This window comes from Gilliamella apicola (genome assembly GCF_003202915.1).
Taxonomy (GTDB): Bacteria; Pseudomonadota; Gammaproteobacteria; order Enterobacterales; family Orbaceae; genus Gilliamella; species Gilliamella apicola_Q.
Genome location: NZ_QGLP01000006.1, coordinates 51,524 through 71,265, shown reverse-complemented (window position 1 = coordinate 71,265; position 19,742 = coordinate 51,524). Strand labels below are relative to the sequence as shown.

At 35.0% G+C, this 19,742-nt stretch carries 21 protein-coding genes and 1 pseudogene; 12 read left to right on the top strand and 10 right to left on the bottom strand.

Annotation, left to right across the window (positions count from 1 at the left end):
- Positions 1-62 precede the first annotated feature (62 nt).
- Positions 63-1,247, top strand: a complete 1,185-nt coding sequence (gene metB, locus DKK79_RS10995) for a cystathionine gamma-synthase (protein ID WP_110424134.1) — start codon at positions 63-65, stop codon at positions 1,245-1,247.
- A gap of 82 nt (positions 1,248-1,329) precedes the next feature.
- On the opposite strand, the gene citX is transcribed toward metB, so the two are convergent.
- From citX to DKK79_RS10960, 7 genes are all read right to left on the bottom strand, one after another.
- Positions 1,330-1,878: a citrate lyase holo-[acyl-carrier protein] synthase gene (gene citX, locus DKK79_RS10990; protein WP_181415310.1), complete on the bottom strand. Its 549-nt coding sequence runs from the start codon at positions 1,876-1,878 to the stop codon at positions 1,330-1,332.
- A 61-nt stretch (positions 1,879-1,939) separates the two neighbouring features.
- Positions 1,940-3,469: a citrate lyase subunit alpha gene (gene citF / locus DKK79_RS10985; RefSeq protein ID WP_110424132.1), complete on the bottom strand. Its 1,530-nt coding sequence runs from the start codon at positions 3,467-3,469 to the stop codon at positions 1,940-1,942.
- 12 nt (positions 3,470-3,481) lie between these two features.
- The gene (citE, locus tag DKK79_RS10980) at positions 3,482-4,369 is read right to left on the bottom strand and encodes a citrate (pro-3S)-lyase subunit beta (RefSeq protein ID WP_025316272.1); all 888 of its coding nucleotides are present in this window, start codon (positions 4,367-4,369) and stop codon (positions 3,482-3,484) included.
- Positions 4,366-4,656: a citrate lyase acyl carrier protein gene (gene citD, locus DKK79_RS10975; RefSeq protein WP_025316271.1), complete on the bottom strand. Its 291-nt coding sequence runs from the start codon at positions 4,654-4,656 to the stop codon at positions 4,366-4,368. The genes citE and citD overlap by 4 nt, the downstream gene beginning before the upstream one ends.
- 21 nt (positions 4,657-4,677) lie before the next feature.
- Positions 4,678-5,712 carry a [citrate (pro-3S)-lyase] ligase gene (citC, locus tag DKK79_RS10970; protein ID WP_110424131.1) on the bottom strand — a complete coding sequence of 345 codons (1,035 nt, stop codon included), beginning with the start codon at positions 5,710-5,712 and terminating at the stop codon, positions 4,678-4,680.
- Between the two features lie 4 nt (positions 5,713-5,716).
- Positions 5,717-6,562 (bottom strand): fumarylacetoacetate hydrolase family protein, encoded by an 846-nt coding sequence (locus tag DKK79_RS10965; RefSeq protein WP_110424130.1) that lies wholly within the window; start codon positions 6,560-6,562, stop codon positions 5,717-5,719.
- 83 nt (positions 6,563-6,645) lie between these two features.
- Positions 6,646-8,031, bottom strand: coding sequence for a 2-hydroxycarboxylate transporter family protein (locus DKK79_RS10960; protein ID WP_110424129.1), 1,386 nt, complete (start codon positions 8,029-8,031; stop codon positions 6,646-6,648).
- 182 nt (positions 8,032-8,213) lie between these two features.
- Here DKK79_RS10960 and DKK79_RS10955 point away from each other — a divergent pair, with 182 nt between their 5' ends.
- The 7 genes from DKK79_RS10955 to DKK79_RS10925 all read left to right on the top strand — a co-directional run bounded on the left by DKK79_RS10955 (position 8,214) and on the right by DKK79_RS10925 (position 14,489).
- Entirely contained in the window at positions 8,214-9,803 is a 1,590-nt protein-coding gene (locus tag DKK79_RS10955; protein WP_110424128.1) for an ATP-binding protein, read from the top strand.
- A 29-nt stretch (positions 9,804-9,832) separates the two neighbouring features.
- Positions 9,833-10,525, top strand: a complete 693-nt coding sequence (locus DKK79_RS10950) for a response regulator (RefSeq protein WP_110424266.1) — start codon at positions 9,833-9,835, stop codon at positions 10,523-10,525.
- A gap of 160 nt (positions 10,526-10,685) precedes the next feature.
- Positions 10,686-11,642, top strand: coding sequence for a glutathione S-transferase family protein (locus DKK79_RS10945; RefSeq protein ID WP_110424127.1), 957 nt, complete (start codon positions 10,686-10,688; stop codon positions 11,640-11,642).
- 26 nt (positions 11,643-11,668) lie between these two features.
- Entirely contained in the window at positions 11,669-12,409 is a 741-nt protein-coding gene (locus DKK79_RS10940; protein ID WP_110424126.1) for an amino acid ABC transporter permease, read from the top strand.
- On the top strand, positions 12,406-13,164 hold the full coding sequence (locus DKK79_RS10935; RefSeq protein WP_110424125.1) for an amino acid ABC transporter ATP-binding protein: 759 nt from the start codon (positions 12,406-12,408) through the stop codon (positions 13,162-13,164). The genes DKK79_RS10940 and DKK79_RS10935 overlap by 4 nt, the downstream gene beginning before the upstream one ends.
- Before the next feature lie 17 nt (positions 13,165-13,181).
- Positions 13,182-13,607: a GNAT family N-acetyltransferase gene (locus DKK79_RS10930; protein WP_110424124.1), complete on the top strand. Its 426-nt coding sequence runs from the start codon at positions 13,182-13,184 to the stop codon at positions 13,605-13,607.
- Between the two features lie 48 nt (positions 13,608-13,655).
- Positions 13,656-14,489: a transporter substrate-binding domain-containing protein gene (locus tag DKK79_RS10925; protein ID WP_110424123.1), complete on the top strand. Its 834-nt coding sequence runs from the start codon at positions 13,656-13,658 to the stop codon at positions 14,487-14,489.
- A 17-nt stretch (positions 14,490-14,506) separates the two neighbouring features.
- On the opposite strand, the gene DKK79_RS10920 is transcribed toward DKK79_RS10925, so the two are convergent.
- Positions 14,507-14,974, bottom strand: a complete 468-nt coding sequence (locus DKK79_RS10920) for an AraC family transcriptional regulator (protein ID WP_110424122.1) — start codon at positions 14,972-14,974, stop codon at positions 14,507-14,509.
- Positions 14,975-15,276: 302 nt separating this feature from the next.
- On the opposite strand from DKK79_RS10920, the gene DKK79_RS10915 reads away from it, so the two are divergent.
- A complete protein-coding gene (locus DKK79_RS10915) occupies positions 15,277-16,140 on the top strand; it encodes an RNA ligase family protein (RefSeq protein WP_181415309.1) in 864 nt (287 codons plus the stop codon).
- Positions 16,137-17,276, top strand: a complete 1,140-nt coding sequence (locus DKK79_RS10910) for an AAA family ATPase (protein ID WP_110424121.1) — start codon at positions 16,137-16,139, stop codon at positions 17,274-17,276. Before DKK79_RS10915 ends, DKK79_RS10910 begins: the two co-directional genes overlap by 4 nt.
- Positions 17,277-17,334: 58 nt before the next feature.
- Here the strand turns inward: DKK79_RS10910 and DKK79_RS10905 are convergent.
- Positions 17,335-18,183, bottom strand: a pseudogene (locus DKK79_RS10905) (glycoside hydrolase family 1 protein); the annotation flags it as partial.
- A gap of 68 nt (positions 18,184-18,251) precedes the next feature.
- Between DKK79_RS10905 and DKK79_RS10900 the strand changes: the two are divergent.
- Together DKK79_RS10900 and DKK79_RS14405 are read left to right on the top strand one after the other, a co-directional pair.
- The gene (locus DKK79_RS10900) at positions 18,252-18,560 is read left to right on the top strand and encodes a hypothetical protein (RefSeq protein WP_110424120.1); all 309 of its coding nucleotides are present in this window, start codon (positions 18,252-18,254) and stop codon (positions 18,558-18,560) included.
- A gap of 24 nt (positions 18,561-18,584) precedes the next feature.
- Positions 18,585-18,761 (top strand): MFS transporter, encoded by a 177-nt coding sequence (locus DKK79_RS14405; protein WP_146212027.1) that lies wholly within the window; start codon positions 18,585-18,587, stop codon positions 18,759-18,761.
- A gap of 77 nt (positions 18,762-18,838) precedes the next feature.
- Here the strand turns inward: DKK79_RS14405 and citG are convergent, their stop codons facing one another.
- Complete coding sequence (gene citG / locus DKK79_RS10895) at positions 18,839-19,732, bottom strand: triphosphoribosyl-dephospho-CoA synthase CitG (RefSeq protein WP_110424119.1); 894 nt, start codon at positions 19,730-19,732, stop codon at positions 18,839-18,841.
- Positions 19,733-19,742 lie beyond the last annotated feature (10 nt).

The window sequence follows — 19,742 nt, the reverse complement described above, 5'->3', positions numbered from 1 at the left end:
TTGTGTTATTCTTATACTACTGAGTTCTAAAAATAAATAAATGTTTGGTAAGGAAGGTTGTTATGGCTAGTAATTCTAAAAATTTAGGCCAAGGTGCTAATTTTAGTCAAGGTACTATAGCGGTTCGTGGCGGATTAAATACAGATGATCAATTTGGTAGCGTAGTTCCAGTTATTACGCCATCAACATGTTATCGTTATGAAGAGTTTGCCACCCCAAGAAAGTTTGATTATGGTCGCAAATCCAATCCAAGTAGGCGATTAGTTGAAGAAACCGTCGCTAAATTAGAAGGTGGGGTAGATGCTATTTTAACTAATTGCGGTATGTCAGCAATACATTTAGTCAGTGTAGCCTTACTTGGGCCAAATGATGTCGTGGTTGCACCTCATGATTGTTATGGTGGTAGTTATCGATTATTTAATAGTTTGAGCCAAAAAGGGTATTTTAAAACAAAATTTGTAGACCAATCAGATCCTGCCGCTTTAAAAGAAGCATTAAGTCTAAAACCTAAATTAGTGTTAGTTGAATCACCAAGTAACCCATTATTACGAGTTGTTGATATAGCAGAGATCGCTCGCCAAGCTCATGCGGTTGGTGCATTGGTTTTGGTTGATAACACCTTCATGACGCCGATTCTACAAAAACCGTTAGAACTTGGCGCGGATATTGTCAGCCATTCTGGTACTAAATTTTTAAATGGTCATTCCGATTTACTTGCTGGAATATTGGTATTTAAAGATCAACAATTAGCAACTGACGTATTATGGTGGGCAAATAATATAGGTACGTCAACTTCATCATTCGACAGTTATTTACTATTACGTGGTCTCAGAACGCTTGCTGCCAGAGTTCGATTACAACAAGAAAATGCGCAAAAAGTAGTGGAATATTTAACCAATCACCCTAAAATTGCAAAAGTTTTCCATCCTTCCATACCAACCAATCTTGGACATGATATTGCTAAAAAACAGCAAAAAGGCTTTGGCTCTCTGCTAAGTTTTGAATTAGTCGGTGATGCCGATGTTATGCCGAAATTTTTGCATGCACTAAATATTTTCACACTAGCTCAATCGCTTGGCGGTGTAGAAAGTTTAATTTGTCATCCAGCTACCATGACACACTCAGGTATTAGTGCAGAAGCGCGTAAAACCGCAGGTATCTCTGATCAATTATTACGTATTTCGGTTGGTCTTGAAGACATCAATGATCTCCTTGGGGATTTAGAGCAGGCATTAGCGCAAATCTAAACTTTATCAATTAACCAATAGAGTTGGAAAATGGCTTATTTTTCGACTCTATTGATATCATTTTGTACATATCTATCTCAATCTAACTATTTCGATAATCATTAACTTTATTGGTAATGGCAGTAAGAATTTCACTAATCGCATGTCGTTTGCTGCGTCCACAAACTTTAGCATCATCTTGGCAAACTAGACATTGCCGCGAATAATGTGCGAATTTAGTGCGCGAAATACTTTTTTGTGTAATAGGGTCAATGACGTCAATGTCCCACAATCGTCCTAAAAAATGCCTCTCCTCAATTTTTATACACAGTTGTTTAAGCATATCAACGTTATAATCAATTGATAATAATGCTTCATCACCAGTTATGCTTTCACAAAGTTTTTCATGGATAATAGAAATATTATGTTGGTTTAACATCTGATAGATAGCTTGTACAGCTTCATTAAATAAGAATACAGTGCCACTACTTTTTTTGATTGGCCCCGGTATTACTAAACTTAATGATATTAGTGGATAAGGGTAGTGCGCAAAAAGTTGTTGCTGATGGTGTACACGCTTTTCTTTAGCCAGTAACATTTGTTCAAGCGTTATGTTAATGCCATCGTCGAATCTTAATGTTGAATTATTCATAATGATGTTGAGTAATAGCATAACTTAGAATTTTGTTATGCTATTGCTTTTACAAAGTTAATTAGTCTTTGACTTGACGAACAACATCAATAATAGAGCCGTCACGGAAATGAACAATCCCAACAATTTTATCTTTAAATTCAATTGGTTTTGGTTCACCTGTTAATGCAATAGCACGTTGATAAAGTTCTTCAATAGTCATTACTGGTAAATTAGCCTCTTTTAATCGTTCTGCGATTTCAGGACGAGCAGGATTTACCGCTATACCATGATCAGTAACTAACACATCTACACTTTCACCCGGTGTGACAATAGTGGTAACTTTTCTTATTACCGTTGGAATTCGGCTACGAATTAATGGGGCAACAATAATTGTTAAGTTTGCTCCCGCAGCTGTATCACAGTGACCACCAGATGCTCCGCGCATTACGCCATCAGAACCCGTTAATACGTTGACATTGAAATCAAGGTCAATTTCTAAGGCACTTAAAATCACAATGTCTAATTCATCAACACTTGCTCCTTTAGACGCAGGATTCGCATAAACATTGGTTGAGACTTCAATATGATCTTTATTTCGGCCTAAGGATTGTCCTGCTGCACCGTCAAAGCTTTGGGTATCTAATAAACGTTTAACCAAACCTTTTTCGTGTAAATCAACAATACTAGCTGTAATGCCACCTAAGGCAAATGAGGCGGTGATATTTTTAGCACGCATACGATTTTCAAGGAAACGCGTTGCAGCTGTTGAAGAAGCGCCAGATCCCGTTTGAATTGAGAAGCCATCTTCAAAATAGCCAGAATGCTCAATGACATCAGCCGCGTAACGAGCAATCATAAGTTCACGAGGATTGCTTGTGATACGTGCTGCACCCACACTGATTTTAGTTGGGTCACCGACTTCATCAACTTTAACAATATAGTCAACTTGATCTTGACGAATACTTGCAGGGTTATTTGGGTAACCGACGATATCTTCTGTTAGTAAAACTACTTTTTTGGCAAACTGTGCATCAACCATTGCATAACCAAGTGCACCACATTGTGATTTACCTGACACACCATTAGCATTACCTTGTTCATCAGCTGTTGATACGGCTAAAAATGCGATATCAATATTAATTTCACCACTTTGGATAAGTTTTACTCGTCCACCATGAGAATGGATATGCACAGGATTATCCATTAAACCGTGTGAAATCGCATCAGCTAATTTTCCACGTAATCCAGAGGTGTAAATTTTAGTGATCACCCCAGCTTCAATATGTGGGATTAATGTGGCATTACAACTTAACAATGAACTTGATGCTAAAGTTAGATTTTTAATGCCTAATTTACTAATTGTCTCTACAACTTTATTGATAACCTTATCACCTTCACGGAATGCATGATGGAAAGATATGGTCATACCGTCACGTAATTCACACTTCTTAATGGCTTGTTCAATCGAGTCACATAATTTACGAGTATATTTAGACTCATCTTTTAAATATGGTGTGGTTGCATTAGCATCAATAAATGGTGTGATATTTTTAAGATCAGGATGCTGTTTTAATAAATCATCAATTTTTTGGTTTATAGAAGTTGTCATATTTCAATCCTATCAAATTTCTTTACGTACACCGGAGTATTTTGCTAGTTCAATGATTTTTTGAGCACGAGTAATAATTGGTGCATCAATCATTTTGCCATTCAAAGAAACAACTCCAAGCCCTTTTCTTTCACCTTCTTCAGCTGCTTCAACTACTTTTTTAGCATTTTCCACTTCACTAGCAGTAGGAGCATAAGCATTGTGTAATAGCTCAATTTGTCTTGGATTAATCAATGATTTACCGTTATATCCTAATTTTTTGATTAGGTTGACTTCTTTTAAGAAACCTTCGTCGTCATTAACATTTGAATAAACAACATCAAAAGCATCAATACCTGCTACACGAGCAGCATGTAGAACAGCGCAACGAGCATAAAATAGTTCGGTACCATCGCCTCTTTCTGTTTGCATATCAACAAGATAGTCAAATGCAGCAAGAGCAATACCTATTAAACGAGGAGATGATTTAGCAATTGATACGGCATTAACTACCGCTTGAGCCGATTCAATTGCTGCCATTAATTTAGTACTACCGACTTCACGCCCGCATTCTTTTTCAATACGTTCAACGTGAGCTTCAAGTTCATGAATATCTTCAGCACTGTTTGTCATTGGTAAACGCACAACGTCAACGCCTGCTCGAACTACGGCTTCTAAATCTTTAAGTCCAAATGGTGTATTTAGTGCGTTAATTCTAACAACTGTTTCAATATTATGTTCTTTATAAACAGGCATTTTTAATGTTTGAGCTACTAACAAGCGTGCTGAATCTTTTTCTTTGATTGAAACAGCATCTTCAAGGTCAAACATGATTGAATCAGGTTTGTATACAAACGATGTTGATAACATTGCGGCATTAGCGCCAGGAAGAAATAACATGCTGCGACGTAATTTTTTCATAGTAATTTACTCCAATCTAAGTTCTCTTCTTCTGCACCGCGTAATACTGCACATTGAATTCTTGCTCTGATAGCACAATCTAAAGCGCCTTTATCATCAATAATAATTAACCCATCAGTTACATTCAGATCATTTAAAGTCTGATTGACAACTGCACGTATTTGATCGCCAAATTGCTTATTAACATCACTATTAATAACAATTTCAATCCCCGTATTTGGCATGACTTTAACTAACAAATCGCTCGATTCGAGAGTGCCAGCCATAGCTTCTTTTTGTATTTTCATTTTTTTACCTTTTAAAACGTATTAAATTTTAAATTTATCCAAATTAGCCGAAAGATAATCCCATGTTGTTGGAGGAACCAACGTTTTAACCTGTTCATATTGCCCAGTAGCTAGTAGCTTTCTTACTAATGAAGCCGAAACAACACAATTGCTTTCGGTTATACGTTCAACTTCAACAACCGTAATGGCTGGTAGACTACTTACCGTATTATCTTCAAGCCAATATCGCATTGCTTCGTTATAGGCTTTGGTTACTTCATCAATAGGTTCAGTTCCTACAAATCGGTGAGTGATATTGAGTGCTGGAGCAATATAATTTCGGAAAATTAACAGATCGATACCCATATAGGCTTGATCAATTTTTGTCTTATCTTTTAGGAAATAAGTAGGAAATGTTGCTCTAGAAATAATATAGGGTGAGCTTGCATGCACAGTGACATTCTTTATCTGATTTGTGCCATCTTTAACTAGTTTTAAGCGTGTATCAAATGAAAATTGCGAGGCATTTTCATTGACAACAAATACATGTAACCAGTCACATTGACTTTCTGCATATTGTACTAAATATTGATGACCCTTAGTAAAAGGATTGGCATTCATAACAATGCTGCCAATTTTTTTTCCTTCTTTTTTCTGTGCATTGAGTTGTTTACAATATTGCTTTATTCCGACTGGATTGTTTTCCATTAAAACAACTAAATCGGTTATTTCAACAATAGGGTAAAAACCGCATCCTTTAAAGAAATCTATATTTTCAGGTTTAGTGTATAAAAAAAGGTGAAAATAGCCGTTTTCATTGGCATATTTTATGGTTTGATCCATTAAAGTCAGATTTAGCTGATTACCGCGATATTGAGGATCAATAGCAACACATTTAATAATATTGCGATCCATTCCCGCACAAGCAATAATTTTATCGTGAATTTTTGCTACCATAAAAAGAGTAACTTGCGAGTCTAAATCAAGATCAGATCGAGACAATAATAGCTTAATTTCTTGATAGTCTTGTTCTGATTTAGAAATATTAATGATGGTATAATCAACTAAATCATACATAAAATTACCCTCTTTCTGCTACTACATAATTGGTTAAACGACCAATTCCTGTAATTTCGACTTCAATCTTATCGCCATCTTTCATAAATACTGGAGGGTTACGTTTTTTACCAACGCCACCAGGTGAACCAGTAAGAACGACATCTCCAGGTGATAAACGAGTAAATGTACTAATGTAAGAAATAAGTTCTGGTACAGTGTGCACAAGATTTTTAATACAATCGTGTTGCATCTCTTGACCATTTAGATAAGTGGTTAAAGATAAAACTGTTGGATCAGGGATTTCATCACTGGTTGTAATGCATGGACCGAATGCACCAGTACTTGGCCAGTTTTTACCTGCCGTGAACCAAGTATATTGCCAGTCACGGATAGACCCATCCATATAGCAACTGTAGCCAGCTACATGTGATAATGCCTCTTCTGGTTTAATACGAAATCCTTCTTTACCAATAATGATCGCTAATTCACCTTCGTAATCTAACTCGTCAGTGATAGCTGGTTTGATAATATTAGTTTTGTGACCTGTTTGTGAATCAGGAAAACGAACGAATAATGTTGGCGCTGAGCTAGTTTCGTTAAATTCTGCGCGTTTTTCTGCATAATTCATACCAACACATAAAATTTTGTTTGGGTTGGCAATGACGGGTAAATAAGTTATTGCTTGTTCATCGATATCACTCGGTGAACCTAAAAAGTTTTTTGCGTTAGCTAATCCGTCTTTATCTGAAAGAAGGGATTTTAGATCTTGATATTGATCGCCTAGTTTTTGGCTTAAATCTACGATGCCATGCGCAGTATATAAACCATAACTTGGTCGACCAGATACAAGATAACTGACAAGCTTCATGAATACTCCTTAAAAGCTGGTTATTGAAACGCTAAATGAAAATTGCGCAAACTTAGTAATAACTAAGACTGCTTTTTAATAAACTAAACTAAGAAATTACCTAGAATTAGTAAGGATACCGATACATTGATCGCCCCACCTATGCGAGTTGCAATTTGAGCAAATGGCATCAATTCCATACGCTCTGCTGCGGTCAGTATTGCGACGTCACCCGTTCCGCCTTGACCACTCTGGCAACAAGAAATAACCGCGGCGTCGATGGGATACATACCTAATTTTTTAGCCACAAAAAAGCCAGTTGTGACTAAGCTCACCACTGTACAGACAATGACAATTAGGTTGATTACGGTGAATGCCGAGACGATTTTATCCCAAGGTGTGATGGCTACGCCTACCGCAAATAAAATTGGATAAGTGACCGATGTTTGGAAGAACTTGTAAACTACTTGCGAACCACTCAAAACTTTTGGTGAAACACCTGATACTAATTTTACCAATACCGCAGCAAATAACATCCCTACAGGGGCTGGAATGCCAGTTACTTTGTGACCAATCATACCAACCATATAAAGAATAGCGGCTAATAACACCCCTGAAGCAAAAGTTGTCACATCAATAACCGATTCTGTTTTAGCTGTTTTATTGATAATTTGATCATCTTCTGATGCTGGTAACAAGCGGCCATTACCAGTTAAATGTGGATAAGCCTTACCAAGACGGTTAAGAATTCCTCCACAAATAATACCGGTTAAACCTCCTAACATAACAATTGGTAACACTCGACCGAGTGCTTCGCCTTGTTCCATACCTAAAATAGAGGCATAGCCGATAGATAAAGGTATGGCTCCTTCACCAACACCACCAGCCATGATGGGTAATACTAAGAAGAAGAATGTTTCAAATGGTGACAAGCCTAATAAATAACCCACACCCACGCCAACTAGCATTCCAACGATTTCACCACATACCATTGGCCCGAAGATTTTTAAGAAACCTTGAATAAGCGTTTTCTTATCCATGTTCATAATACTACCAACGATAATACAGCAGATATAAAGATATAAAATGTGAGTATCTTTATAGAATTTGGTCGTTGCTTCTACCACGGGAGTAGGCAAAATGCCGTAATAGACTAATGCAGATGGAATAAAGGTTGCACAAATTGCCGCGGCCCCCATTTTGCCAACTATAGGTAAACGTTTGCCAATTTCACCACATAAAAAACCAAAAAACGCACACGTTACTACCATGACGACGATTTCACTTGGTAATTTACCTGTTACTAATACTTCAGCAAAGATAAGCATACCAGCGATTAGAAATAATGGTAAAGGAATTACACCAATTTTAAAATCATCCATAAGTTTCCACCAGCCAAATGGCCAAAACTTTAGTCTCGGATTTTTGTGCTTTATCTCATCTTGTCCATTAACGTTATGTGTTTTTTCAACTGAATTTAAACTCACCATATTTTTATCTCCAAAATAATTTTGCTCTGTTTTAATGGTGGCTATAGTGACAAAATATTTATATCGATTTTGTGATGTAAATCATGGATTAATTGTGGTTTTTAAGGTTTTAAAGGCTCTAAGTTTTTTTATGCTGTGTTACACTTCCTAGCAGATACAGCAATTATTAACAAAGTATAAAAATGCGAAAACGAATCCATTTTTCATTCACGACAAAGTTATTTTTATCTCTTTTGCTTTTTTCATTGGCCGTTCTGCTATTGCTACAAAGCTATATTTGGAATGTGACAGAAAACGCCTTATATCGTAGTTTAGGAGAGAAGGCGCAAATTCAAGCAAAAGAGTTAGCGGTTATTCCTAGTTTGGTAAAATATGTTGAGGAAAAAGATACTGAACAGATAGCTAATCTTGTTTCGGATATTTTTAAACAAAGTGATGCAAGTTATATTGTTATTGGAGATGAAAAAGCTTATCGACTGTATCATACCGCTAATAATTCTATATATTTACCCATGGTTGGCGATGACAATCATAAAGTTTTAAGCGGCATTAGTAGCACTACAATCAGTGAAGGCTCTCTAGGTCTTGCTCTACGAGGTAAAGCACCGATTATAAACCAAGGAAAAGTAATCGGTATTGTTTCTGTTGGTTATATGGTTGAAGATATCTCTTCATCACATACACAGCAATTTATTCCTTTCATTATTTTTTGTTCATTTTTATTTTTTGCCTTATTTATATTTTCTTTATGCTTTGCTAAAGCTATTAAAAAACAGATGTTTAATTTAGAACCTCAAGAAATTGTACTATTAGTGAAAAGTCAGAAATCAATAATGGAATCAATTTTTGAAGGAATTATTGCGATTGATCTTGACTATAAAGTTATAAACATTAATCAATCAGCAAGACGTATGTTAAATATTGATATTGATGATAATAGGCTACTGAATCATGATTTATCTGATTTTATTAAATCAACAGATTTTATTTATGGTTGTAATAATCAGACTAAAGATGTACATGACCATATTTGTTATTTTAATAATATTATTGTCATCGCGAATTGTATTCGCGTGATTGTTGATGATGAGATATTAGGGTGGGTGATTACCTTTCGAAATTATGATGATATAAATTTATTAAGTATGCAATTATCGCAAGTGACACAGTATGTGGATAATTTGCGAGCGCTAAGACACGAACATCTTAATTGGATGGCAACTTTATCGGGTTTAATTTATATGAAACGATATGAAGAAGCCGAATCATTTATTGCCTTACATTCCGCTGATAATCAACAAAACCTCGATTTCATTACTAGCCATTTTCAGGTTCCAGCTATTTGCGGTTTATTAATTGGTAAATATTCCAAGACGCATGAAATTGGTTTGAAATTGGTGTTTGATCCCGCTTGTCATTTAGAAGCATTACCAACCAAAATAACCGAAGCCGAGTTTATGTCAATATTAGGTAATCTGCTGGATAATGCGTTTAATGCTTGTTTGAAAAACAATCAAGGCGATAAATCTATCCATCTATTTTTAAATGATAGAACCAATGAAATTGTTTTAGAAGTCAGTGATCAGGGTTGTGGTATAGACGATAAAATCCGCAATTCAATTTTCCAACCGGGGGTAACCTCACAACATTCGAACGAACATGGTATAGGTTTACATTTAGTTTCAACTTATGTGAAAAAAGCTAATGGTTATATCACATTTGAAGATAACAAACCTTATGGAACGATTTTTTCTGTTTTTATACCTAAGTAGTTAACAGAGGTAAATGAAATATGTATGAAATAAAAGAAGATACAATTAAAGTTCTGATAGTTGAAGATGAGCCTATTTTAGCTGAATTAAATGCCGAATTTATTCAACGGGATACCAAAGTAGAGGTTATTGGTATTGCCTCTTCATTGGAAGAAGCCAAAGTAATGGTAGAAAAGTTAAAACCAACGTTAATTTTACTAGATAATTACCTACCAGATGGTAAAGGTATCGAATTATTCGAACATATCATTAATAATCGCTTGGATTGTTATGTTATTTTCATCACTGCGGCAAGTGATATGGATACCTGTAGCAAGGCGATACGTTTTGGTGCTTTTGATTATTTAATCAAACCGGTATCTTATCAGCGCTTAAAACATTCACTTGAACGTTTCGAACTGTTTTTATATCGTCAAAGTTTACAAAAACATGTCAATCAAAGACGAATTGATGAACTTTTTAATCTACAAACTAAAGATTTTGCGGATATAAACCGTCACTCTAAAGGTATCGAAGAAATTACCTTACAAAAAGTCAAAGATCTGTTTATGCAAACAAATGAACCGCAAACGGTAGACCAAATTGTCGAAAAAGCTAATATTAGTAAAACTACCGCCAGACGGTACTTAGAATATTGTGTGCAAACTAAATTATTAATGGTTGAGCTCAACCATGGCAAAATAGGCCGTCCTGAAAGACTTTATAAACGCTTAGGAAAGTAACTTTTTTCACAGATTTGAGTCTTAATACCTAGGTTATATAATTTATGATTATATAAATATGCTTATTCGTTATTTTATCGCGCAAATATTTGATGTTAGATTGAAATAATCCAATTGGTGGATAGTTTAAATTGCAGCATCAAATAATAGGAGTAAGCGTATGTCTATAGGAAAAGTGGTTACTACTGAAAATAATGAAATCAGTAAAGATGGTGCTTTTGTCCGTCAAAAAAATCGATTTGACACTCCATTTGGTAATCAACCAGGCCAGTTACCAGTAGAATCAGGTCGTTATCGTTTAATTTGGGCGGCAATTTGCCCATGGGCTCATCGTCAGATGATCGCCATTAAATTATTGGGTTTAGAGGATGTCATTAGTGTTGGTAAAGTTTCCCCTATCCGCACACCCCATGGCTGGGAATTTTCGCTCGATCCTAATGGTGTTGATCCTGTATTAGGTATTCGTTATTTACCAGAGATTTACGCTAAAACCGATCCAGAATATAGTGGACGAGCAACAGTCCCTACCGTAGTTGATGTAAAAACGGGCAAAGTGGTTAACAACGATTATTTTAGATTGACCAACTATTGGGAAACCGTATTTAAACCTTTTCACAAAGCTGGTGCACCTGATCTTTATCCTGAACATTTACGTACTGAAATTGATCAATTGAATGATGTGATATTTCATGAGGTCAACAACGGCGTTTATAAAGCAGGCTTTGCTCGATCGCAACAATCCTATGAAGACGCTTACCATCTTGTTTTTAACCAATTAGATAAATTAGAACAACGATTAAGTCAATCTCGTTATCTTTTTGGCGATAAAATTACTGATTCTGATATTCGCTTATATGTTACGTTAGCGCGTTTTGATGTTGCCTATTATTCTGCTTTTAATACCAATCGAAATAGAATTGTCGACTATCCTAATTTATGGGGATATGCACGTGATCTCTATCAAATACCTGCTTTTGGTGAGACCACTGATTTTGATGCAATCAAAAAAGGTTATTTTTTAGGTAATAATGCCCATAATCCTTATGATATTTTGCCGTTAGGACCTGATGTTAGTAATTGGCAAACGCCACATAATCGAGATAAACAATTTAGTTAACTTATTTTGATATTGGGATAATACAGATGCCAAATATTATTGATTTTGGATTAATTTTCACCCAAATACCCACATTGCTCGCTTATTTGCCAGTAACGCTTTTTATTACGATTTTTTCGATGTTACTTGGCGTAATATTGGGCTTAATGATTGCCATAATTAAAATGAACAAAATACCGGTATTAACGCAAATTGCCGCGCTATTTGTTTCATTTATCCGAGGAACTCCCTTATTGGTACAGCTTTATTTAAGCTTTTACGGTCTGCCAATTTTATTACGCTATATTAATTATTTTTTTGCTACTGATTTTAATATTAATGGCCTCCCGGCAATGTTATTTGTCTTAATTGCCTTTTCGTTCAATGAAGCCGCTTATAACTCTGAAACCATTCGTGCCGCCTTACAATCGGTAAATAAGGGGCAAATCGAAGCAGCTCAATCTTTAGGTATGACTTATAGTCAAGTATTACGCCGTATTGTTATTCCTGAAGCATTTATTGTCGTACTGCCAAATTTAGGTAATACGCTAATAGGATTGCTAAAAGGAACATCCCTAGCGTTTGTTTGTTCGGTTACCGAAATGACCGGAAGAGGTAAAACACTAGCAGGTCATAGCTATCGCTATTTTGAGGTTTATATCTCACTTGCATTAATTTATTGGGCATTAACAATATTAATCGAATTGTTGGTGAAGTATTTAGAAAAACGATTAACCATCAGTGACGATAAAAATACCCCAAGTTACCGAAGAGGGAAATGGCTATGATTCATATTAATGATCTCACTTTATCTTTTCATGGTAATTGCATCTTAGATAAGATTAATATTGATGTTAAACCTCATGAGATTGTTGCTATTATAGGCGCTTCGGGGGCAGGAAAATCGACACTGTTGCGTTGTTTAAATTTATTGGAAAAACCTCAAGTCGGTAATATCACTATTGATAACATGTCGTTTGATGTGAGTAAAGCTAAACGCGATCACATTGTCAAATTTCGCCAACAAACTGCGATGGTTTTTCAACAATTTAATCTTTTTACACAAAAAAATGCCTTAGAAAATGTGATGGAAGGATTATTAATTGTTAAAAAATATTCTAGAGAAAAAGCTGAAAGAATTGCTTATCAAAAATTAGTTGAAGTTGGTCTTGTCGATAGAGTAAACCACTATCCAAAACAACTATCAGGAGGCCAACAACAACGGGTGGCTATTGCTAGAGCGTTAGCCATGAATCCTAAAGTTTTATTACTTGATGAACCAACCTCGGCATTAGATCCTGAGCTAGTAGGTGAAGTATTGGCAACGATAAAAATGGCAGCTAAATCAGGTATCACTATGATTCTAGTTTCTCATGAAATGAGTTTTGTGCATGATATTGCAACTCGAGTTTTATTTTTAGATAAGGGACAGATTATTGAAGATGGTCCACCTAGTAAAGTCTTTCTAAATCCAGTTCAACAAAGAACGAGAGATTTTTTATCCAGATATTATTCTGCTATGCAAATGGATTATGAAATTTAATCAGTTAAGAGGTCGTAATGGATATTACTATTCAACAACACTGTGATGATATTAATTGGCAGGAAGTTGCTGATTTACTGGCTTTTTATGGACTAAGTTCATTAGATGCGAAAACTCAAGAACAGGTATTTAGAAGAAGCTATGCCGTGGTATTTTTATTGGAGAATAATCATGTGGTGGGTGTGGGGCGAGCATTGTCTGACGGTATTTGTCAGGCTGCAATATATAATATTGCTTTGGCTAAATACTTACATGGACAGCAATATGGCAGGCTAATTGTCGATAAACTTGTCGAGCAAGTTATGGATTGTAATATTATCCTTTATACCCATCCTCAAACAGTTGAGTTCTATAAAAATTTAGGATTTGACCTGATGAAAACTGGTATGGCGATATATCAACAAGATCATCGTCAGCAAATGAAAGAAATGGGATTTATCTAGATATATCTCAACTAACTATAGGTTATTAAACTAAAAAGGATCAGTGTTATGAAGTTAAAAAAATGGTATAGCTTTTTGGTCTTAGGTGTTGTGTTGTTAACGGGGTGTGATGATCAAAATAAAAATGTAAATGTAAATACACAAAACACTAAAGTTGAACAAATTGTTATTGCAACATCAGGCGCACCAAGCCCTTTTACCACAGTAGATGAAAAAGGTGATCTGACGGGTTATGATATTGATGTAGTTAGGGCGATATTTGCAAAATTACCACAATATAAAATTAGCTTTGAGGTAACCGAGTTTGCATCAGTGCTTGCTGGACTTGATTCACAACGTTATCAAGTTGGTGCCAATAATTATGCAATGAATGAGAAACGTAAGGAAAAGTATTTTTATTCAGATCCCATTTTTAAAAATCAATACGTTATTGCTGTAGCTAAAAACAATAATAACATCAATAGTTTTCATGATCTAAATGGAATGTCGACAGAGGTAACACCAGGACTAAATTATGCCACTGCCTTAGAAACTTATAATCAACAAAACGCTAATAATCCTGTAAAAATCGTTTACAGTGAAGCCGACTTATTACCTGTTTTACAGCATGTTGAAAGTGGCCAATATGATTTTCAATTAATTGATAAAGTGATGCTTTCTCAATTTATTAGTGAACATCATCTTAATCTTAAAATAATTGAACTCAGTAAAGAAGATGAAGATCGCATTGCTTCACCATTTAGTTATCTTTTAATTAGTAAAAGTGCGAAAGGTGAACAATTGACTCAGGATATTAATGACGGTATTCAAAAAATTATTAGCAGTGGTGAACTTTCACAAATTAGTCAACGTTATTTTGGTGCAGATTATTCACCTAACTAATTAATATTATATAAGTATTATTTATCTAACAAAGGTAAATAAACATCCGTTATCATCTGTTCAGATTTTACAGTTGGTCCAACATTAACATAATGAAAAATTGGGGGAAAATCTCCCAAGTTTTCTCCACTGTTTGGTAACCATTTTTCAAGTAAATAAATAATTGCTTGATTATGATATCTCGAACCTATATTTCTGGCTTTGGCACAGCGAAATTGTGGAATCGTTTTATTTATCACTCCATAAATGTTTTTAGTAATAAGTTCATCAACAGAGATACCGAAATCAACATGATGTTTTTCAGGTGGCGTAGTGTTAGGGTTAGTATAATGAATGCCGTAGTTTCTATATTTATCATCTAAAAGCTGATTTTCTTGTCGCCATTTTAAGAGTTTGTTTACTGATTCATGTTCTAACTCGGGCGCGTCATAATGTTCAATAAGGGCTAAATACGTCATTGGGAATAGAACGATTTCGACCTTCATATAACCCTCCACAATTTATCAATGGTAATCATCTTTTTGAATCTTAACACTTATTGTGTGTATAAAAAATCCAATTTTACTTGACAATATATCCGCTTAAAATGATAATGGCGCCGTTTTTTTAGTCTAATCTTTAATTTTTTTATGAGGTGGCAAAATGCCTGTATTCAATACTTTATCTTAATGCCGACATGGTATCTTCTATTATATTGTCTTTTAGCTTTTTCTAAAGCTCCTACGTTGCAGTTCAATCTATAGATCTTCGCCTTGTCGGTTTTCCCTAATTTTTCGGAGAAAACAAAATGACAATGGAAACTTATATTCAAAACTTAGAATTAATTAAATACCCACGTACTCCACATTTGGAAAGTTCGCGCTTGCAATTGGGTGATAGTGAGCATGGCCAGCTACCCTATAATCAATTAATAGGGCAATATATTGTGGTTGAAGAAAAACTTGATGGCGCTAACTGTGCAATCAGTTTTTCAGAGAGTGGTGAGCTATTATTACAATCACGCGGTCATTACTTAATAGGGGGCAGTCGAGAACGTCAGTTTAATCTATTTAAACATTGGGCAACCGTCCATGAAAGCTGGTTAATTGAACGTTTAGAAGATCGCTATATTATGTATGGTGAATGGTTACATAAAAAACACTCTATTTTTTATGATGCATTACCACACTATTTTTGTGAATTTGATATTTGGGACAGACATAATAACTGTTTTTTATCAACCCAAAAGCGTCATCAATTATTGGCTAATGGTCCTATTTTATCTGTTCCCGTATTGTATTCGGGAATCGCACCGAAAAGATTGGGTGACTTATTAGCATTAGTTAAATATTCTTTAGCTAAAACAAACGATTGGAAAAGTTGTTTTGAGAAAATTGTTGCTCAAGAAAAAATTGATTTGAATAGGGCTTGGCAACAGTGTGATAACTCGGATTTGATGGAAGGCTTATATTTGAAAATTGAATCAGAGTCTACCACAACGGGACGTTTAAAATGGGTAAGACAAGATTTTGTTCAATCTATTTTAGATGCGGGTCAACACCATTTACAGCAACCGTTTATTCCTAATCAATTAGCTAAAAAAGCCGAGCTTTATACGCCACAAATAACGATAAATTGGAATGATGGCATAATATTTGGAGGTGATTTATGAGTTATTCGCAGTTACAACAAGAGATCGCCTACAGTATCAACCAAGATAACTTTGACCAGTGGTTAGACTGTATTCCTGAGTTGAATAAATTGACTATTACACCACAAGATCCGATTTATCATGGTGAAGGAAATGTTTGGATTCATACTCAAATGGTATTAAGGGCTTTAATTGCTCAAGATGATTTTGCAGCATCTTCTGATGAAGATAAGTTTGTGCTATTTATGACTGCTTTGTTACATGATATTGCCAAACCAGAAACGACCATCATTGATGAGTTAAGTGGTCGAATTTCACAACCAAGACATTCCCAAAAAGGAGCGATTAGTAGTCGAATACTATTATGGCGATTGGGTATTGATTTTGAGTTAAGAGAAAAGATTTGTCGGATTATTGATGTGCATCAGGTTCCATTTTATGCATTAAGTGATAATAGTAATAATAAATCACCGCAATGGTTAATTCATCGGCTTTCATGGGAACTTCCTGTATGGATGTTATGCATGCAAGCTAAAGCCGATATACTCGGTCGTATTAGTGCTGATAAAGCTCGAATGGTTGATGAAGTTGAACTCTTTAAACAATTAGCTTTGGAAGAAGGGTGTTTATATCAATCTCGGCAATTTATAGATGATTACACCAGAGTACACTATTTTCGAGGAGACAATGTTTTGCCTGATTATGCTTTATATCCTCAAAAAGGGTCTAAGGTCATATTATTGTCGGGTTTACCTGCATCAGGTAAAAATAGTTGGATAAGTAAACATTATCCGCAATTACCGGTTGCCTCATATGATGATGCAAGGAGTGAATTGAAATTAAAGCATGGTCAAAATGAAGGATTAGTGATTCAATTTGTATTAGCTAAAGTGAAACAATATTTAAGAGACAATCAACCATTCATTTGGAATGCTACTCATTTATCGCGAGATATGCGCCAAAAAGCATTGGATTTGCTTTATGCTTATCATGCAGAGGTTGAAATTGTTTATTTTGAGCAGCCAGAAAAAACATTATATCAACGCAATTCAAGCCGAGATACTAGCTTACCAAATAAGAAAATTACACAAATGCTTTCTAAATGGCAAGTGCCATTACCGACCGAGGCGCATAAAGTGACATATTTAGTAAGTTAATAATATTAAATATGAGTTATGATGGGCTTTTTTAAAGCCCATCTTTATGTTCTATTAACTATTTTTTAATGCCATTGTCTTTGATGACTTGCTGATACCAATAAAAACTATCTTTTTTTATTCGATTAAGGGTTTTTAAGTCATGGTCATCACGATCAACATAAACGAAACCATAACGCTTTTTAAAACCTTGATGTGAGCTTAATAAATCAATGACTGACCATGGACAGTATCCAAATAGTTCAACACCATCTTCAATTGCATCATGACAAGCTGAAATATGGGATTTGATATAATCGATTCGATAATCATCATGTACTTTATTGTCAGCAGTTAATGTATCGGGAGTACCTAAGCCATTTTCAGTAATAATTAATGGTAAACGATATTGGCGATAATATTCATTTAGTACAAGGCGTAATCCCATAGGGTCAATTTGTGCACCATAAGTTGAGGCAACTAAATTTGGATTTTTCTCGATTTTGAAGTAACCGTAAAGGTCAAAATCGATATCTTTTTCTTTGGTACCAAATGGATGTGCATCATCCTCTGGTAAATAACTAGCAACCAAAGTTCGATAATAATTTACAGCAATAAAATCAGGTTTTGCTTGTTTTAATATTTCAGCATCTTCAGGATGGGTATTAGGATAGATTCCGCACCGAGTTAGATAGCTTTTATAATAGTTAGGATAATCACCAAAACAATACATTTCAAGTGAGTAATTCGTTTTGAAATTATCGTTCATTTTCGCAGCCCATACATCCATTGGTTTGTTACTTGCAGGATAGGTCATTGTGGATGAAACCGCAGGTCCAACTTTACTGTCGGATATTAAAGCATGACAATCGTTGGTTGCCATTGCATGGGCAACAAACATATGATAATCCATTTGTGCACGAACTTTTCGGCGTTTTATGTAATCGAAAATTATTATTTTTTTCGTTTCTTGCTTTAATTCAGCAAGGAATTCAAATGTCTACCACAATGTCGTTTACCAATCAGATACTGAGTGATTTAGGGGGTAGTGCCTCTTTAATTGGGATCTCCTCAATGGTCTATATGTTATCTTCAGTTTTATTTGCTAAATTGGCAGCGAGCAAATGGATCAATTTATTGAGTATAACAGGTTGGGTAATTTTTTCTTTTTTATTATTAGCACTGTATTGTATTTTGGTACCTCAAGTATCTTATATTTATATCATTTTACTCTTACAAATTATTCCTAGTATAGGGACTGGTATTCTACTTTCATTTTTAAATGTTGAAGCGATGATAGATTAACCATCGTATGCGCGTTCAGCGGCAATGGGATTATTTCAAGCTATTTATGCATTAGGTATGACACTATCTCCCACTATTGTTGGTGTGATCAGTTTGCAATCGTCGATGATTATTGCTTATTTTAGCTTAGCCGGCATAGCCATAATCGCTGCAACTTTATCAATAATCTATTGGTTAAAATTTAAAAGCGACATTTGCTAAAATTTTTATAAAAAATATACTAATTAGTTAGATAAATTTTTTAGTATTTGAAGGATAGATATTATTTTGAATAGATATTATTTTGAAAAGTTAGCTAGGAACCAAGTAACGGCAATTAGATCCGCTGAACCGCCGGGGCTTAAATTACGTTTTATTAGTTCGTCATCTAATCTTAGCATTTTTTCCCTACCATTTTGTTGCATGATGCCACCTTGATTGATTAAATCCCTAGCCTCTTTATGCACAAATTTTAACCCTTCAACTCCTCCTCGGGAAACTAAGTTGGTATCTTGATTATAGGCTAATAAATATAACATTGCTTGTAATAAAGCAGATTCCTCACTGTAACCACTATTTAACATTTTTTGATAAACTGGTAATGATATTTGGTTAACCGTCTTATAACCTGATTCTGCTTCACCTCTTGCTCCAGTAAGATTATGTTGCTTAAAAAGTCGTTCTCCTACTGAATTACGGTGATTATTTTGTGATAATTCGTTGTTGACTATACCTTGGCAAATATTGGCGACCTCATTACAGATTATAGGTACTGTCACTGGTGATTTAAGTTGTGCTAATTTACCAATGGTACTGAGCAATAGACCAAAAGCAAATATTCCACCTTTATGGGTATTCACTTGGTTAGTTGCAGTAAACATCGCTTTTTCACATTCAAGACCTATTGGTCTGATATTGGTTAAAAAATCAGAAGTAGATATGTTGGCATTGCTTTTACCGTATTGATAAAAATCTTCAAACCAACTTGAAATGGCACTAATACTTTTTATGAATGTTTGAAAATTCATATCTTGATGTGCGCCATTATTATTCATATCAACCAATCCTGGTTTAGGCGATAAACAGATCTCTCGGATCAATGCTTTTAAAGCAAGTATCGGTGGTAAACTTAAAGCATGCGGGTTAAGTAATTCTGATTCTATGCGAACAATTTGCGAAGAATAATTACTCATTAACTGGTTT

Excerpts from the sequence above, each read along its gene's own strand:
- metB (WP_110424134.1), top strand. The coding sequence starts at position 63 with ATGGCTAGTAATTCTAAAAATTTAGGCCAAGGTGCTAATTTTAGTCAA.
- citX (WP_181415310.1), bottom strand. The coding sequence starts at position 1,878 with ATGAATAATTCAACATTAAGATTCGACGATGGCATTAACATAACGCTT.
- citF (WP_110424132.1), bottom strand. The coding sequence starts at position 3,469 with ATGACAACTTCTATAAACCAAAAAATTGATGATTTATTAAAACAGCAT.
- citE (WP_025316272.1), bottom strand. The coding sequence starts at position 4,369 with ATGAAAAAATTACGTCGCAGCATGTTATTTCTTCCTGGCGCTAATGCC.
- citD (WP_025316271.1), bottom strand. The coding sequence starts at position 4,656 with ATGAAAATACAAAAAGAAGCTATGGCTGGCACTCTCGAATCGAGCGAT.
- citC (WP_110424131.1), bottom strand. The coding sequence starts at position 5,712 with ATGTATGATTTAGTTGATTATACCATCATTAATATTTCTAAATCAGAA.
- DKK79_RS10965 (WP_110424130.1), bottom strand. The coding sequence starts at position 6,562 with ATGAAGCTTGTCAGTTATCTTGTATCTGGTCGACCAAGTTATGGTTTA.
- DKK79_RS10960 (WP_110424129.1), bottom strand. The coding sequence starts at position 8,031 with ATGGTGAGTTTAAATTCAGTTGAAAAAACACATAACGTTAATGGACAA.
- DKK79_RS10955 (WP_110424128.1), top strand. The coding sequence starts at position 8,214 with ATGCGAAAACGAATCCATTTTTCATTCACGACAAAGTTATTTTTATCT.
- DKK79_RS10945 (WP_110424127.1), top strand. The coding sequence starts at position 10,686 with ATGTCTATAGGAAAAGTGGTTACTACTGAAAATAATGAAATCAGTAAA.
- DKK79_RS10940 (WP_110424126.1), top strand. The coding sequence starts at position 11,669 with ATGCCAAATATTATTGATTTTGGATTAATTTTCACCCAAATACCCACA.
- DKK79_RS10935 (WP_110424125.1), top strand. The coding sequence starts at position 12,406 with ATGATTCATATTAATGATCTCACTTTATCTTTTCATGGTAATTGCATC.
- DKK79_RS10930 (WP_110424124.1), top strand. The coding sequence starts at position 13,182 with ATGGATATTACTATTCAACAACACTGTGATGATATTAATTGGCAGGAA.
- DKK79_RS10925 (WP_110424123.1), top strand. The coding sequence starts at position 13,656 with ATGAAGTTAAAAAAATGGTATAGCTTTTTGGTCTTAGGTGTTGTGTTG.
- DKK79_RS10920 (WP_110424122.1), bottom strand. The coding sequence starts at position 14,974 with ATGAAGGTCGAAATCGTTCTATTCCCAATGACGTATTTAGCCCTTATT.
- DKK79_RS10915 (WP_181415309.1), top strand. The coding sequence starts at position 15,277 with ATGACAATGGAAACTTATATTCAAAACTTAGAATTAATTAAATACCCA.
- DKK79_RS10910 (WP_110424121.1), top strand. The coding sequence starts at position 16,137 with ATGAGTTATTCGCAGTTACAACAAGAGATCGCCTACAGTATCAACCAA.
- DKK79_RS10900 (WP_110424120.1), top strand. The coding sequence starts at position 18,252 with ATGTCTACCACAATGTCGTTTACCAATCAGATACTGAGTGATTTAGGG.
- DKK79_RS14405 (WP_146212027.1), top strand. The coding sequence starts at position 18,585 with ATGGGATTATTTCAAGCTATTTATGCATTAGGTATGACACTATCTCCC.
- citG (WP_110424119.1), bottom strand. The coding sequence starts at position 19,732 with ATGAGTAATTATTCTTCGCAAATTGTTCGCATAGAATCAGAATTACTT.